Annotated in this window: 12 protein-coding genes; 9 read left to right on the top strand and 3 right to left on the bottom strand. The window is 62.3% G+C overall.

Annotated elements, in window-relative coordinates; genetic code table 11:
• Positions 1-392: 392 nt before the first annotated feature.
• The 6 genes from fadB (at position 393) to HU764_RS17800 (ending at position 7,797) form a co-directional block, all read left to right on the top strand.
• Positions 393-2,540, top strand: a complete 2,148-nt coding sequence (fadB, locus tag HU764_RS17825) for a fatty acid oxidation complex subunit alpha FadB (RefSeq protein ID WP_186703866.1) — start codon at positions 393-395, stop codon at positions 2,538-2,540.
• Positions 2,541-2,561: 21 nt separating this feature from the next.
• Positions 2,562-3,737, top strand: a complete 1,176-nt coding sequence (gene fadA / locus HU764_RS17820) for an acetyl-CoA C-acyltransferase FadA (RefSeq protein ID WP_027596628.1) — start codon at positions 2,562-2,564, stop codon at positions 3,735-3,737.
• Between the two features lie 77 nt (positions 3,738-3,814).
• Positions 3,815-4,066: a DUF1653 domain-containing protein gene (locus HU764_RS17815; RefSeq protein WP_027596627.1), complete on the top strand. Its 252-nt coding sequence runs from the start codon at positions 3,815-3,817 to the stop codon at positions 4,064-4,066.
• A 100-nt stretch (positions 4,067-4,166) separates the two neighbouring features.
• Positions 4,167-6,776, top strand: a complete 2,610-nt coding sequence (gene topA / locus HU764_RS17810; RefSeq protein WP_186682343.1) for a type I DNA topoisomerase — start codon at positions 4,167-4,169, stop codon at positions 6,774-6,776.
• A gap of 221 nt (positions 6,777-6,997) precedes the next feature.
• Positions 6,998-7,513: a DUF6586 family protein gene (locus HU764_RS17805; RefSeq protein WP_027596625.1), complete on the top strand. Its 516-nt coding sequence runs from the start codon at positions 6,998-7,000 to the stop codon at positions 7,511-7,513.
• A gap of 50 nt (positions 7,514-7,563) precedes the next feature.
• Positions 7,564-7,797, top strand: coding sequence for a hypothetical protein (locus tag HU764_RS17800; protein ID WP_004376430.1), 234 nt, complete (start codon positions 7,564-7,566; stop codon positions 7,795-7,797).
• A gap of 50 nt (positions 7,798-7,847) precedes the next feature.
• Here HU764_RS17800 and sulA read toward each other — a convergent pair whose 3' ends face one another.
• Both sulA and lexA read right to left on the bottom strand, forming a co-directional pair.
• Positions 7,848-8,324, bottom strand: coding sequence for an SOS-induced cell division inhibitor SulA (sulA, locus tag HU764_RS17795; RefSeq protein WP_027596624.1), 477 nt, complete (start codon positions 8,322-8,324; stop codon positions 7,848-7,850).
• 13 nt (positions 8,325-8,337) lie between these two features.
• A complete protein-coding gene (gene lexA, locus HU764_RS17790) occupies positions 8,338-8,946 on the bottom strand; it encodes a transcriptional repressor LexA (protein WP_027596623.1) in 609 nt (202 codons plus the stop codon).
• 206 nt (positions 8,947-9,152) lie between these two features.
• Between lexA and HU764_RS17785 the strand changes: the two genes are divergently transcribed.
• From HU764_RS17785 to nagZ, 3 genes are read left to right on the top strand one after another with little or no spacing between them, the layout of a single operon-like run.
• The gene (locus HU764_RS17785; protein ID WP_027596622.1) at positions 9,153-9,863 is read left to right on the top strand and encodes a TetR/AcrR family transcriptional regulator; all 711 of its coding nucleotides are present in this window, start codon (positions 9,153-9,155) and stop codon (positions 9,861-9,863) included.
• Positions 9,864-9,903: 40 nt separating this feature from the next.
• Positions 9,904-10,428 (top strand): L,D-transpeptidase, encoded by a 525-nt coding sequence (locus tag HU764_RS17780; RefSeq protein ID WP_186682341.1) that lies wholly within the window; start codon positions 9,904-9,906, stop codon positions 10,426-10,428.
• 22 nt (positions 10,429-10,450) lie between these two features.
• Complete coding sequence (gene nagZ / locus HU764_RS17775; protein ID WP_186703872.1) at positions 10,451-11,449, top strand: beta-N-acetylhexosaminidase; 999 nt, start codon at positions 10,451-10,453, stop codon at positions 11,447-11,449.
• Positions 11,450-11,628: 179 nt separating this feature from the next.
• Here the strand turns inward: nagZ and HU764_RS17770 are convergent, their stop codons facing one another.
• Positions 11,629-14,976 (bottom strand): DEAD/DEAH box helicase, encoded by a 3,348-nt coding sequence (locus HU764_RS17770; RefSeq protein ID WP_186703865.1) that lies wholly within the window; start codon positions 14,974-14,976, stop codon positions 11,629-11,631.
• Between the last annotated feature and the right edge of the window lies 1 nt (position 14,977).

Raw genomic sequence — 14,977 nt, 5'->3', positions numbered from 1 at the left:
AATGCTTGAAGCCATTGGCAGTGTAGTCGGCTGCCAGCGATCTGCTGAAAAAAATCTTCCCCTGGCAGGCACGGGCCTGTTTTCCCATGGTCAATTGCTGACATGAATGTGAAGCGATCACTGACGTCATGCTTTGTACCCAGACCCTACAAAATGACCGGAAAGTCGCGTTTTCACTCAGTGCGTGAGCATTTGACAACGCTGATCTTTTCGGAGAATGTGTGCACACCCAAATCAAACGGGCGTATGAATTGAGCGTTTGTATGTCACACGGCTCGTTCATAGTCCCGACTAGCGCGCTGACGGGTGTGCCTGGGGCAGGGCGGCATGGCCTGCCTGATGCAGCAGCGACCGGCGTGTACAGTTAGCTTCCATATCGTGGAGATCAGTTGATGATTTACGAAGGTAAAGCCATCACGGTTAAGGCTCTTGAAAGTGGCATCGTCGAACTCAAGTTCGATCTCAAGGGTGAGTCCGTCAACAAATTCAATCGCCTGACCCTGAACGAGCTTCGCGAAGCGGTCGATGCCATCAAGGCCGACGCTTCGGTCAAGGGCGTAATCGTCAGCAGCGGCAAGGACGTGTTCATCGTCGGCGCCGACATCACCGAGTTCGTCGACAACTTCAAGCTGCCCGAGGCCGAGCTGGTAGCCGGCAGCCTGGAAGCCAACCGCATCTTCAATGCCTTCGAAGACCTCGAAGTGCCAACCGTTGCCGCCATCAATGGCATCGCCCTGGGCGGTGGCCTGGAAATGTGCCTGGCGGCCGATTACCGGGTCATGGCCAGCACTGCCAAGATTGGCCTGCCTGAAGTCAAACTGGGCATCTACCCAGGCTTCGGCGGTACCGTGCGCCTGCCGCGACTGATCGGTTCGGACAACGCGGTCGAGTGGATTGCCGCCGGCAAGGAAAACCGTGCCGAAGACGCCCTCAAGGTCGGTGCCGTCGACGCCGTGGTCGCCCCTGAGCTGCTGCAAGCCGGTGCCCTGGACCTGATCAAGCGCGCCATCAGCGGCGAGCTGGACTACAAGGCCAAGCGCCAGCCGAAACTGGAAAAGCTCAAGCTCAATGCCATCGAGCAGATGATGGCGTTCGAGACGGCCAAAGGCTTTGTCGCAGGCCAGGCTGGGCCGAACTACCCAGCGCCGGTCGAAGCCATCAAGACCATTCAGAAGGCCGCCAACTTCGGCCGTGACAAGGCCCTGGAAATCGAAGCCGCAGGCTTTGCCAAGCTGGCCAAGACGTCGGTTGCCCAGAGCCTGATCGGCTTGTTCCTGAACGATCAGGAGCTCAAGCGCAAGGCCAAGGCCCATGACGAAATCGCCCGTGACGTGAAGCAGGCTGCCGTGCTCGGCGCTGGCATCATGGGTGGCGGCATCGCCTACCAGTCGGCGGTCAAGGGTACGCCGATCCTGATGAAGGACATCCGCGAAGACGCCATTCAGCTGGGCCTTAACGAAGCCTCCAAGCTGCTGGGCAATCGCGTTGAAAAAGGCCGCCTGACCCCCGCCAAGATGGCTGAAGCGCTCAACGCCATCCGCCCGACCCTGTCCTACGGCGATTTCGCCCACGTCGACATCGTCGTCGAGGCCGTGGTCGAGAACCCGAAGGTCAAGCAAGCCGTGTTGGCAGAAGTCGAAGGCCAGGTGAAAGAGGATGCCATCCTCGCCTCCAACACCTCGACCATCTCCATCAACCTGCTGGCCAAAGCGCTCAAGCGCCCAGAAAACTTCGTCGGCATGCACTTCTTCAACCCGGTGCACATGATGCCGCTGGTCGAAGTCATTCGCGGCGAGAAGTCCAGTGAAGTGGCGGTTGCCACCACCGTGGCGTATGCCAAGAAAATGGGCAAGAACCCGATCGTGGTCAACGACTGCCCGGGCTTCCTGGTCAACCGCGTGCTGTTCCCGTACTTCGGCGGTTTCGCCAAGCTGGTCAGCGCTGGCGTCGACTTCGTGCGCATCGACAAGGTCATGGAGAAGTTCGGCTGGCCCATGGGCCCCGCCTACCTGATGGACGTGGTCGGCATCGACACCGGCCACCATGGCCGCGACGTGATGGCCGAAGGCTTCCCGGACCGCATGAAGGACGAGCGCCGTTCGGCGGTAGACGCCCTGTACGAGGCCAACCGCCTGGGCCAGAAGAACGGCAAGGGCTTCTACGCCTACGAGACCGACAAGCGTGGCAAGCCGAAGAAGGTGTTCGACGCCGCCGTGCTCGACGTGCTCAAGCCGATCGTGTTCGAGCAGCGTGAAGTCACTGACGAAGACATCATCAACTGGATGATGGTCCCGCTGTGCCTGGAGACCGTGCGTTGCCTGGAAGACGGCATCGTCGAAACCGCCGCCGAAGCCGACATGGGCCTGGTCTACGGCATTGGTTTCCCTCCCTTCCGTGGCGGTGCATTGCGCTACATCGACGCGATCGGTGTCGCCGAATTCGTCGCCCTGGCCGATCAGTACGCTGACCTGGGGCCGCTGTACCACCCGACCGCGAAGCTGCGCGAAATGGCCAAAAATGGCCAGCGCTTCTTCAACTGAGCGTAGAGCGAGAGATTTGATATGAGCCTGAATCCAAGAGACGTGGTGATTGTCGACTTCGGTCGCACGCCAATGGGCCGCTCCAAGGGTGGCATGCACCGCAACACCCGCGCCGAAGACATGTCTGCGCACCTGATCACCAAACTGCTGGAACGCAACGGCAAGGTCGACCCAAAAGAAGTCGAGGACGTGATCTGGGGCTGCGTCAACCAGACCCTGGAGCAGGGCTGGAACATTGCCCGTATGGCGTCGCTGATGACACCGATCCCGCACACCTCGGCGGCGCAGACCGTCAGCCGCCTGTGCGGCTCGTCGATGAGTGCGCTGCACACCGCCGCCCAGGCGATCATGACCGGCAACGGCGATGTATTCGTGGTTGGCGGCGTCGAGCACATGGGCCACGTCAGCATGATGCATGGCGTCGACCCTAACCCGCACCTGTCCTTGCATGCTGCCAAGGCTTCCGGGATGATGGGCCTGACTGCAGAGATGCTCGGCAAAATGCACGGTATCAGCCGTGAACAGCAGGATCTCTTCGGCCTGCGTTCGCACCAGCTCGCTCACAAGGCGACGGTCGAAGGCAAGTTCAAGGACGAGATCATCCCGATGCAGGGCTATGACGAGAATGGCTTCCTGAAGGTCTTCGATTTTGACGAGACCATTCGCCCGGAAACCACCCTCGAAGGGCTGGCCTCGCTGAAGCCTGCGTTCAACCCGAAAGGTGGCACCGTCACCGCGGGTACTTCGTCACAGATCACCGACGGTGCTTCGTGCATGATCGTCATGTCTGGCCAGCGCGCCATGGACCTGGGCATCCAGCCATTGGCGGTAATTCGCGCCATGGCCGTGGCCGGTGTCGACCCGGCAATCATGGGCTACGGCCCGGTGCCATCGACCCAGAAAGCCCTCAAGCGTGCCGGCCTGAGCATGGCCGATATCGACTTCATCGAGCTCAACGAAGCCTTCGCCGCACAAGCCTTGCCTGTGTTGAAAGACTTGAAAGTGCTCGACAAGATGGATGAGAAGGTTAACCTGCACGGCGGCGCCATTGCTTTGGGCCACCCGTTCGGTTGCTCGGGTGCACGTATTTCCGGCACCCTGCTCAACGTCATGAAGCAGAATGGCGGTACTCTGGGGGTGGCGACCATGTGCGTCGGCCTCGGCCAGGGCATCACCACTGTCTTCGAACGCGTCTGATCGCGTCGCGGGACAGCAGCCGGGGCCTTGTGCCCCGGTTTTGTTTTTTACAGGTTTTATTAAAAAGGGTGAGCGACATGCAGATACAGCCAGGCGTATACCGGCACTACAAGGGGCCTGAGTACCGTGTCTTCAGTGTTGCGCAGCACTCCGAAACTGAAGAGTGGATGGTCTTCTACCAATGCCTGTATGGTGAATACGGGTTCTGGGTACGGCCTCTTTCGATGTTCCAGGAGTCCGTCGAGGTTGACGGCGAGCAGGTGCCACGCTTTGCTTTGGTCAAGGCCGAAGAAGGGTTGCCTGGGCTGTTGGCCAAGTCGCACGAGTGATCGACCGCGCTTGACCTCACTGTTTTGCCACTATATATAGCGGTGCCGCGTCTGGCACCTGACGCGTTTTTCATCTTCAGATTCAGGAATACTCCGATCCATGGGCAAATCGCTGGTCATTGTGGAATCCCCGGCCAAGGCCAAGACCATCAACAAGTACCTGGGCAACCAGTACGTGGTGAAGTCGAGTATCGGCCATATCCGAGACCTCCCCACCAGCGGTTCGGCCAGCGCTAGCAAAGAGCCGGCCGCCAAGCGTGGTAAGGCTGCGGGTGAGGCGCCGGCCCTTTCGCCGAAAGAAAAGGCACGCCGCCAGTTGGTGGCGCGCATGGGTGTCGACCCCGACCACGGCTGGAAGGCCAAGTACGAGATCCTGCCTGGCAAGGAAAAGGTGATCGAAGAGCTGCGCCGCCTGGCCAAGGATGCTGACACCATCTACCTCGCAACCGACTTGGACCGCGAAGGGGAGGCCATTGCATGGCACCTGCGCGAAGCCATCGGTGGTGACGACACCCGCTACAAGCGCGTGGTGTTCAACGAAATTACCAAGAAGGCCATTCAAGAGGCCTTCTCGCAACCGGGCGAGCTGGACATCGACCGCGTCAACGCCCAGCAGGCGCGGCGCTTCCTCGATCGCGTGGTGGGCTACATGGTTTCGCCACTGCTGTGGGCCAAGATCGCCCGTGGCCTGTCTGCAGGCCGTGTACAGTCGGTCGCGGTGAAGCTGGTGGTCGAGCGCGAGCGCGAGATCCGTGCCTTCATCCCCGAAGAGTACTGGGAGATCCACGCCGATTTGGGCACCGCCAAGAACGCCAAAGTGCGTTTCGAAGTGGCGCGCGAGAAAGGCGAGGCCTTCAAGCCGCTTAACGAAACACAGGCCATGGCAGCGCTGGAGAAGCTCAAGGCTTCCAGCTACAGCGTGGTCAAGCGTGAAGACCGCCCGACCAGCAGCAAGCCTTCGGCGCCGTTCATCACGTCCACCTTGCAGCAGGCCGCGAGCAACCGCCTGGGCTTTGGCGTGAAGAAAACCATGATGATGGCCCAGCGTCTGTACGAAGCGGGTTACATCACCTACATGCGTACCGACTCCACCAACCTGTCGGCCGATGCCCTGGACATGGCGCGCAGCTACATCGAGCGCGAGTTCGGCAAGCAGTACCTGCCGGAAAACCCGCTGGTGTATGGCAGCAAGGAAGGCGCCCAGGAGGCGCACGAAGCGATTCGTCCTTCTGACGTCAACACCCATCCGACCAAGCTCAGCGGCATGGAGCGCGATGCAGAGCGCCTGTACGAGCTGATCTGGCGCCAGTTCCTCGCCTGCCAGATGCCGCCGGCGCAGTACCTGTCCACCAGCGTCACGGTGGCGGCTGGCGACTTCGAGCTGCGTGCCAAGGGCCGTATCCTCAAGTTCGACGGTTACACCCGCGTGCTGCCGCAACAGAGCAAGCCTGGCGAAGACGATGTGCTGCCGGAAATGGTCCAGGGTGAAGCGCTCAAGCTGATCCAGATCGACCCGAGCCAGCACTTCACCAAGCCGCCAGCGCGCTTCACTGAAGCCAGCCTGGTCAAGGAAATGGAAAAGCGCGGCATCGGTCGCCCGTCGACCTACGCGGCGATCATCTCGACCATCCAGGACCGTGGCTATGTGACGTTGCACAACCGCCGCTTCTATTCCGAGAAGATGGGCGACATCGTCACCGAGCGCCTGTCCGAGAGCTTCTCCAATCTGATGGACTACGGCTTCACCGCCGGCATGGAAGAGAACCTCGACGACGTGGCCCAGGGCGAGCGTGACTGGAAGAACGTGCTCGACGAGTTCTACGGCGACTTCAGCAAAAAGCTGCAGACGGCCGAGTCGGCCGAAAACGGCATGCGTGCCAACCAGCCGACCATGACCAACATTCCGTGCAAGGAATGTGGCCGCCCGATGATGATTCGCACCGCCTCCACCGGCGTGTTCCTCGGTTGCTCGGGCTACAGCCTGCCGCCCAAGGAGCGTTGCAAGGCAACCGTCAACCTGGTGCCAGGTGACGAGATTGCCGCGGATGACGAGGGTGAATCGGAATCCCGCGTGCTGTTGGGCAAGCACCGTTGCCCGATCTGCGCCACGGCGATGGACGCCTACCTGCTGGACGAGAAGCACAAGCTGCACATCTGTGGTAACAACCCGGATTGTGCGGGCTACGAGATCGAAGAGGGCAGCTACCGCATCAAGGGCTACGAAGGGCCGAGCCTGGAGTGCGACAAGTGTGGCAGCGAGATGCAGCTCAAGACTGGCCGTTTCGGCAAGTTCTTCGGTTGCACCAACCCTGCCTGCAAGAACACCCGCAAGCTGCTCAAAAGCGGTGAGGCGGCGCCACCAAAGATGGACAAGGTGGAAATGCCAGAGCTGAAGTGCGAGAAGGTCGATGACACCTATGTGTTGCGCGACGGTGCTTCGGGGTTGTTCCTGGCGGCCAGCCAGTTCCCGAAAAACCGCGAGACCCGTGCGCCGCTGGTGCTGGAGATCGTCCCGCACAAGCATGAGATCGATCCGAAGTACCACTTCCTCTGCGATGCCCCGCAGAAGGACCCGGAAGGCCGCCCAGCGGTGATTCGCTACAGCCGCAAGACCAAGGAGCAGTACGTGCAGTCCGAGGTCGATGGCAAGCCGACGGGGTGGAAGGCGTTCTACGACGGCAATACGTGGAAGGTTGAAGACAAGCGCTGATTGGCGTTGAACGGGGGCCGCTTTGCGCCCCATCGCCGGCAAGCCGGCTCCCACAGGTGCAGCGCCATTTCAACGGTGGCGCTCCCCCTGTAGGAGCCTGCTTGACGGCGATGGGGCGCAAAGCGGCCCCAGTTGTTTATGCGACATTCAGCTTGCGGCCAGCCAGGCCATCCCTGAAACTGATCCTAATCGCTTACCAGCCTTTAGGGAGGTCACTCGAGATGGCCCAGGAACTCTACACCCGCACCAACCAGAAACTGTTCTTCGCCGGCCTCGCGCTCGAGTCCATGGCCAAAGCCGAACAGGGCCAGGCCATGAACGCTCAGGGCTTGGTCCAGGCCGAACGCGAATCGGCGCTGTTCCACTTGTACGGCGCGCTTCTGGGCCTGTGCCATGAAATTGGTGGCTACTACCGCCTACCAACGGCGTCGAGTGTCGAGCAACTGCTTGAAGGCGATGCGCTGAATGGCATCGCTATCCCCGAGGTGGCCGAGCTGCTGGAATTGGCCCGTCAGCGTGAAACCTGGCTGGCGCAAATGCTGAGTGCTTATGCCGATTTGTTCCGACCACCGGTCGCGAAAAAAACGCCTAAAACCGATGTCACCCAGCCGCTGATTCAGGCCGTCAATCTCGATGAGCCCGAGCAGCCTGCGCTGTCGCGTGAAGAGCTGGAAAGCTGGCGCAGCAACCTTAAAAGCTTGGTGAGACGTTTCCGTGACGCGTTGAGTGAGTGCTGATAGCCGCTGCGGCTGATACAATGTTGGCCTTTCGTGGAGAACAGCCTTTTATGTCTACGTCTTTTCTGGAAATTGTCGAGTTGCCTGATGGCCGGATCGAACTGCGTCGTGCGGAGGATGAGGGCTCTCTGGTAACCCTGGATTTCTCGGAAGACGCCAAGGCGTTCCTGCAGGGTCAGCATGTAGAAGTGGCCAAGGCCATGCTCAGTGTCGGCGTGCAGATGGCCGGTCGCCTGATGGATGGCGAGCTCGAACGCGACGAAGGTCCTCGCGTTCTGCATTGATCGCGTTGCTTGGTATCAGTGCTTTTGAAGTAACAGGCAAAGCCTGAACATCAGCCGAGGCGGATGTTCAGGCTTTGTGCGTTTCCGGTGCTGGCTGAGCGCAGCAGCAGTTGACGCGCACTGGCATTGACGCTGCCAAGCCAGCTGACCACGGTGTGGCTGCGGCCAAGGCGCAGCGCTTCGCAGGTTAGTTGCAGCGGGCTCTGATTGCCACGAGGGTGCAGCAGCAGGATGCGTTCGCGGTTGAGGCCAGCATCGCGCAACCAGGCCTGGGTCAAGCTCGAGGGTGGGGCGATCAGGGTCAGCCAGCGGGCGTCTTCCTCTTCGCTCAGTTCGCGCAGGACCGGGGCCAACAGGCTCTGGCAATGCTCGGCAGCGCCGCGCAGTGACAGCTCGCTGAACAGCTCGGGGTGGCTGCTCTTGCGCGTCTGCTCGCTGGCCTTCAGGCCCGGCAGAATGGGCTGGGCAAGGAATGCTTCGAACAATGGCAACTGGGCTTGCTCGGGTGCGTGAATGAACTGCTGCATGGCGCCTCCTGGATCAGCGGCGTATGACGCCGACGCTCAAGCCCTCGATCACCAGCTCCTGTTCTTTCAGGTCGACTTCGATGGGGGCGAATTCGGGGTTTTCGGCAACCAGCCAGACCTTGGTGCCTTCGCGCTTGAAGCGCTTGACGGTCACTTCGTCACCGATGCGGGCGACGACGATCTGGCCATTGCGGGCTTCGCGGCAGGTGTGCACTGCCAGCAGGTCACCGTCGAAGATGCCGACATCCTTCATGCTCATGCCGTGCACGCGGAGCAGATAGTCGGCGCGAGGGTGGAAGAAGGCAGGGTTGATGTTGCAGGATTGCTCGATGTGCTGCTCAGCGAGGATCGGTGCGCCCGCTGCGACCCGGCCGATGATCGGCAGGCCGCTTTCGTCGGCCTTGGCCTCGAACCCGGGGATACGGATGCCGCGGGATGCGCCGGGGGTCATCTCGATGGCGCCTTTGCGAGCAAGGGCCTTCAGGTGCTCTTCGGCGGCGTTGGGCGATTTGAAGCCCAGCTCCTGAGCGATTTCAGCGCGTGTCGGTGGAAAGCCGTTGTCTTCAAGGCAACGTTTGATGAACGCGAGAATTTCAGCTTGGCGTGGCGTCAGTTTCAACATGGTGAGCGCTCTGTCTTTTTATACAGTGACTGGGATTATATACAGTACTGGATGAGCTGCAAGCACCCTGTACGAAGAAACAGCGAGAATGGCGCTTGCAGCGCGATGATTGGCGTTTTTAAATGGCGACCACCCAGTCACCGAGCCTTGACAGACGCAGGCCTGAAACGTATGTTTCAAACACCTGTTTGTCTGGCGGAATAATCATGGCCCAATCGGAAACCGTTGAACGCATTCTCGATGCTGCCGAGCAGCTGTTCGCGGAAAGAGGCTTCGCTGAAACCTCGTTGCGGTTGATCACCAGCAAGGCCGGGGTGAACCTGGCGGCGGTCAACTACCACTTCGGTTCCAAAAAGGCCCTTATCCAGGCGGTCTTCTCGCGTTTCCTCGGCCCTTTCTGTGCCAGCCTCGAACGTGAACTCGAGCGTCGCCAGGCGCGCCCGGAGCAAAAGCCCAGCCTCGAGGAGCTGCTCGAAATGCTCGTCGAGCAGGCCCTGGCCGTGCAGCCGCGCAGCAACAATGACCTGTCTATCTTCATGCGCCTGCTGGGGCTGGCTTTCAGCCAGAGCCAGGGGCACCTGCGGCGTTACCTGGAAGACATGTACGGCAAGGTGTTCCGCCGCTACATGCTGCTGGTCAACGAAGCCGCGCCACGGGTTCCGCCGCTGGAGCTGTTCTGGCGCGTGCACTTCATGCTCGGCGCCGCAGCGTTCAGCATGTCCGGCATCAAGGCGTTGCGCGCCATCGCCGAAACCGATTTTGGCATCAATACCTCGATCGAACAGGTCATGCGCCTGATGGTGCCGTTCCTGGCAGCAGGCATGCGTGCCGACAGCGGGGTCACCGACGAAGCCATGGCAGCCGCCCAACTGCGCCCGCGCAGCAAGACCAGCAGCACAGCCACCGCCAAGGCCTGAAGGCTGGGCGGGGCAGGGCGCTTCGGCTAAGCTAGCGCCCATGCCCGATCTCGATCTATTGCACATCTCCCTTGCCGACCAATGCCTCTATGGGTTCGCCCAGGGCCGCTTGTGCCTGCGCCTGGCGGTGTCCACGGCGCGTAACGGCGCCGGCGAGCGCAAGGGTTCGGGCTGCACGCCGCGTGGCCTGCATCAGGTACGGGCGAAGATTGGCGCGGGCCTGCCGCTGAACGCAGTGTTGCGTGGGCGGCGCTGGACCGGTGAGGTCTGGTCGCCTGAGCTGCAGGCGCGGTTTCCCGGGCGGGACTGGGTCCTCACCCGCATACTCTGGCTCAGCGGCTGCGAGCCGGGCGTCAACCGCCTCGGCGCCGTCGACACGTTCCGCCGCTATATCTACTTGCATGGCACACCTGAGACCGAACCTTTGGGCGTGCCGCTGTCCCATGGCTGCATACGCCTGCACAACACCGATTTGCTTGGCCTGTTCGACCGCGTGCCGGCCCATTGCCGGGTGCGCATCGAAGAGGCGGCTTGCCCCCAGTGGGCTTCTTTAAGTCTTCAATGAAGGATTTCCCATGACCGTCAGCCTGCAAGGCTCCTTGATGGTGGACATCGCCGGTAAATGGCTGACCGCCGAAGACCGTCACCTGCTGCGCCAACCTGAAGTGGCCGGCTTGATCATCTTTGCCCGCAATATCGACAGCCCGCGCCAGGTGCGCGAACTGTGCGCGTCCATTCGCGCGATTCGCCCGGACTTGATCCTGGCCGTCGACCAAGAGGGCGGGCGTGTGCAGCGGCTGCGCCAAGGCTTCGTGCGCCTGCCGGCCATGCGTGCATTGGCCGACAACGACAACGCCGATTACCTGGCGGAGCAGTGCGGCTGGTTGATGGCCACCGAGGTGCTGGCGGTAGGCCTGGACCTGAGCTTCGCCCCGGTGCTCGACCTGGACCACCAGCGCAGTGCGGTGGTCGGCAGCCGCGCCTTCGAGGGTGAACCACAGCGCGCCACGCAGCTGGCGGCGGCCTTCATTCGCGGTATGAACGCTGCGGGCATGGCGGCCTGCGGCAAGCACTTCCCGGGGCACGGCTGGGCCGAGGCCGACTCGCACGTGGCCATTCCCACGGACGAGCGCAGCCTTGAACAGTTGCGTCAGGCGGACCTGGTGCCCTTCACCCGGCTCAGCGGCCAGCTGGCAGCGGTGATGCCGGCCCACGTGATCTACCCGCAGGTCGATAACCAGCCGGCCGGCTTCTCGCGGCGTTGGTTGCAGGACATCCTGCGAGGTGAGCTGGGCTTTGACGGGGTGATTTTCAGTGACGACCTGTCCATGGCCGGTGCGCACGTGGTCGGGGATGCGGCCAACCGCATCGAAGCAGCGTTGAGTGCTGGCTGCGACATGGGCCTGGTGTGCAACGACCGGGCGGCGGCAGAGCTGGCATTGAGTGCGGCGCAGCGGCTGAAGGTCAAGCCTTCGCCGCGCATTGCACGGATGCGCGGGCAGGGCTTTGCGCGCACCGATTATCGCCAGCAGCCGCGTTGGCTGGAGGCGTTGGGGGCGTTGCGCGAGGCGCAGCTGGTCGATTGACTGATCTGGCCTCTTCGCGGGGCAAGCCCGCTCCCACAGGACTGCACCGCTCTTGAGGGCTGTACACCACAGGACTGCACCGCTCTTGAGGGCTGTACACCACAGGACTGCACCGCTCTTGAGGGCTGTACATTTTCTGTGGGAGCGGGCTTGCCCCGCGAAGAGGTCGGCACTGGCTGCTAGCGGCCGCGCTTCCCGGGCAAGGGGGCAAACAGCGCCTCGATCTCATCATCCCCCAGCCGCCACTGCCCGGCCTGCCCGCCATCGAGCAGGCTTGCCGCCAGGGCCGCCTTCTCTTGCTGCAACAGCTGAATCTTCTCTTCCACCGTGCCGCGGGTAATCAGCTTGAACACGAACACCGGTTTGTCCTGGCCGATGCGGTAGGCGCGGTCGGTGGCCTGGTTTTCGCTGGCCGGGTTCCACCAGGGGTCAAAGTGGATCACCGTGTCCGCAGCCGTCAGGTTCAACCCGGTGCCACCCGCCTTGAGGCTGATCAGGAACACTTCGCTGTCACCCTGCTGGAACGCTTGCACCGGCGTGCGGCGGTCGCGGGTGTCGCCGGTCAGCAGGCTGTAACGCACCTTGCGCTTTTGCAGTTCTTGCTCGATCAATGCCAGCATCGAGGTGAACTGGGAGAACAGCAGTACCCGCCGGCCTTCACTGAGCAGCTCTTCGAGCATCTCCAGCAGGGCGCCGAGCTTGCCTTTATCGGCCTGGTTGCCCTTGGTCTCGACGCCCTTCACCAGGCGCAGGTCGCAGCACACCTGGCGTAACTTGAGCAGGGCATCAAGGATGACAATCTGGCTGCGCGAGGCGCCGTTTCGGGCGATTTCGTCGCGCACTTTCTTGTCCATCGCCACCCGCACCGCCTCGTAGGTATCGCGCTGAGCATCGCTGAGCTCGACCCAGTGCACCATCTCGGTCTTGGCGGGCAGTTCGGTGGCCACCTGTTCCTTGGTGCGGCGCAGCAGGAACGGGCGGATGCGGCTGACCAGGTGGGTCATGCGTTCGGCGTCGCCGCGGCGTTCGATCGGGGTGCGGTAATCCTGGTTGAAGCGCTTGAGGTCGCCCAGCCAGCCCGGCATCAGGAAGTGGAAGATCGACCACAGCTCGCCGAGGTTGTTTTCCATCGGCGTACCGGTCAGGCACAGGCGCTGCTCGGCCTGCAGCTCGCAGACGGCGAGGGCGGCTTTGCTGGTGCTGCTTTTGATGTTCTGCGCCTCGTCGAGTACCAGCACGTGCCAGTGCTGCGTGCGCAAGTGTTCGAGGTCGCGGGGCACGAGGGCATAGGTGGTGAGCACCAGGTCGTAGTCATGCAGCGTGGCGAAATGCTTGCTGCGCCCTGGGCCCTGCGGTGCCACCACGCGCAGGTCGGGGGCAAAGCGTTTGGCCTCGTCGAGCCAGTTGGGTATCAGGCTGGTCGGCATCACCGCCAGGGCGGGAGTGGTCAGGCGGCCGGACTGTTTCTCCAGCAACAGGTGAGCCAGGGTTTGCAGGGTCTTGCCCAGGCCCATGTCATCGCCGAGGATGCCGCCCGTGCCCATTTCGCGCAGGGCTTGTAACCAGTTCAGGCCTTGTTGCTGATAAGGGCGCAGGGCCGCGTTCAGTTGCGCGGGCGGTTCGACCTGCAGGTCGCGTGCGTCACGCAGGCGCTTGCCCAGGTCGCGCACGTGCGCGCCGCCTTCCCAGTGCAGCGGCAGGTGATCGAGCTCGTTCAAGCGCGCGGCATCGGCCCGGTCCAGGCGCAGTGAAGGGCCGGCGGCGTCTTCATGCAGGTAGAGCTCGCCAAGGGTGCCCATCACCGCCTTGATCCGGCCGTAGGGCAGGGCGACGCGCAGCGCGGGGCTGTCGAGGCGGCCGCGGTTAAGGTCGATCAGCAAGTGTTCGTCGTCACTGCGCCGGGCCAGTTCGCTGGGGCGCAGCAGTTCCGGGTTGCTGCGCAGCAACTGCAGCACGATCGGCAGCAGGCTGTGGCGCTGGCCATCGACCACGATGCCCAGTTCCAGGTCGAACCATTCATGCCCGGGGGCTTCGTCGATGCTGGCGTACCAGTCGTCCACCTCGTGCAGGTTGAAGGAAAAATCGCGGTGGATGTCGATCACCCAGCCGGCTTCACGCAGGCGTGCCAGGCCGTTGCGGGCGAAGTGCAGCCAGGCCTCGTCATCCGGCAGTTGGTGCATCTCGCCCGCACTGTCGGGCAGCGCCTTGCTCTGCCGGGTGGCGGCCTTGAAGCCGAGGTCGCGTAGCGTCTTGCGCAGCGCCTGTTCGGCCTTGGGCTGGCGGCGAATGCGCTGGCTGGTGGCATCCACCAGGCGGGTCAACGGTTTGTCGTCGTTGCCGCTGGCGCGCAGGCCGTCGTAGTCGAACGACAGCGCGGCGCGGTGCTGCATCTGGCGCTGCATGCGTCCGGTCTTGGGCATGTACGCGCTGTACTCGAGGCTGCCGAGGGTCAGGTGAGGGCGAGGCTCGATCGTGTCGATCTGTTCGCTGCGGACCTTGGTGGGCGTCGGAACCTGGCGGTTCAATGCGTTCAAGCGATGGCTCAGGGGGATGATCAGGTGCTCGGGGACCGTCGGGGCGCTGGCCAGTTGGCTGGCAATGAACGGGTCAAGGTCATGCAGCAGCTTGCCGGTCTGTCCGCCTTGTGGGTCGACGTAATAGAGTGGGTCGACCGGCAGTGCCAGCATGTGGGTATTTTCAGCATGGTGCCAGGCGCCGCGGTAGCTGCCGTTGTCCAGCCGAACCCAACGAAATTCGGCGTGCAGGTCGGGGCCTTGGGCCAGGGGTTTCTGCTGTTGGCCATACAGTAAGCGGCCGGTGGCGAGGGCATACTCGTAGAGTTCGGCGCCCTTTTTGCCTTCCAGGCGTGCGACGGGCAGGCTGTAATCCTTACTGAGGGCATCGATCAGCCGCAGCGCACGCAAGTCTTCATCGGTCACGTACTTGGGTGTGTAGTAGATGAGCTCGGGCATCGAACTGGGCCGGCTCAGCTTCAAGCTGTCATCGGGCTGCCGGGTACCTTTGAACACGCTGAGCATGCACTGGCCATGGTTGTTGCTCACCACATAGTAGAGTGCAGGGCCTTTGCGCTTGGCGGGTTGTGTGGCAAGGCTTGCCGGTACTTCCAGGGCCTCGACCCAGTGTGCCAGTTCGGGGGGCAATTCTAGGGACTGCTGCGCTGCTGGCGTAACGGCAAGGGGGTCGTCAGGTGTGCCTTCGACCCAGTCCGGGCCCCGTTCCAGCAAATAGAGCGCCGCTGCGCAGTGTTTGCAATTGTCACCGACCGGGCACGAGCAGGTGCCCTCGCATTCAAGGCCGTCCTCGGTCATGTCCAGCGTGATGCGCTGGTAATAGGCGCGGCCGCCAGAGCCTGCGCACTGAGCGCGGATGGTCAGGTCCAGGATCGATACGATTTCGCTCCTGCCTTCCTCTGCATAGTCGAGGCCGCGTTGCAGCGTAGTGCGGTCAAACGCGAACCTCCAGGTGTCAAGGCCCCGGATAAAGAACTGCGCATCGGTCTCGCTCACA

It is taken from the genome of Pseudomonas kermanshahensis, from assembly GCF_014269205.2.
GTDB classification, from domain to species: domain Bacteria; phylum Pseudomonadota; class Gammaproteobacteria; order Pseudomonadales; family Pseudomonadaceae; genus Aquipseudomonas; species Aquipseudomonas kermanshahensis.
The sequence above is the reverse complement of the archived record's forward strand: the minus strand, read 5'-3'. Positions and strand labels throughout refer to the sequence as shown.